Origin of the sequence: Zoogloea sp., assembly GCF_023150065.1 — a bacterium.
In the GTDB taxonomy this organism is placed as follows: Bacteria; Pseudomonadota; Gammaproteobacteria; order Burkholderiales; family Rhodocyclaceae; genus Zoogloea.
Genome location: NZ_JAKLLN010000171.1, coordinates 1 through 594 on the forward strand (window position 1 = coordinate 1; position 594 = coordinate 594).

General features: G+C 70.0%; 1 protein-coding gene and 1 pseudogene. Both read left to right on the forward strand.

The window, feature by feature from the left end:
- The coding region (locus L6Q67_RS24095) for a CheR family methyltransferase (protein WP_296576221.1) at positions 1–299 on the forward strand (299 nt) is incomplete at its 5' end.
- Positions 296–594: pseudogene (locus L6Q67_RS24100) on the forward strand (chemotaxis protein CheD); the annotation flags it as partial. The gene L6Q67_RS24095 and the pseudogene L6Q67_RS24100, both read left to right, overlap by 4 nt.

Genomic DNA, 594 nt, shown 5'->3' on the forward strand with positions numbered 1-594 from the left:
GCGGCACCGGCGCCATGGCCGGCAGGCTGCGCGTGGCCGCGGCGGTGCGCGAGCGGGTGCGCTTCGCGCAGCTCAACCTGAACGGCGACCTGAAGGGAGCCGGGGAGTTCGACGCGATCTTCCTGCGCAACGTGATGATCTATTTCGACATGGACATGAAGCGCCGCGTCGCGGCGGCGCTGCACCGGCAGCTCAGGCCGGGCGGCTGGCTGTTCATCGGCCATTCGGAGAGCCTGAACGGCGTGACGGACCGCTTCAGGCCGGTGCGGCCGACGATCTACCGCAAGGAGCCGAAGTGACGGTGCCGATCAACCCGGCGGCGATCGACATCTTCCTCCAGCCGGGGGAGGTCTATTTCGGCGACCGCGGCACGCGCATCCGCACGGTGCTGGGCTCCTGCGTGTCGATCACCTTCTGGCATCCCCGCCTGCTGCTCGGCGGCATGTGCCACATCATGCTGCCCGGGCGCATCGGCAAGGCGCCCGACGAACCGGACGGCCGCTATGCCGACGAAGCCGTCAGCCTGCTGGTCGACGAGATGCGGGCCGCGGGTACGCAGCCGCGCGACTACCAGGCGAAGCTGTTCGGCGGCGG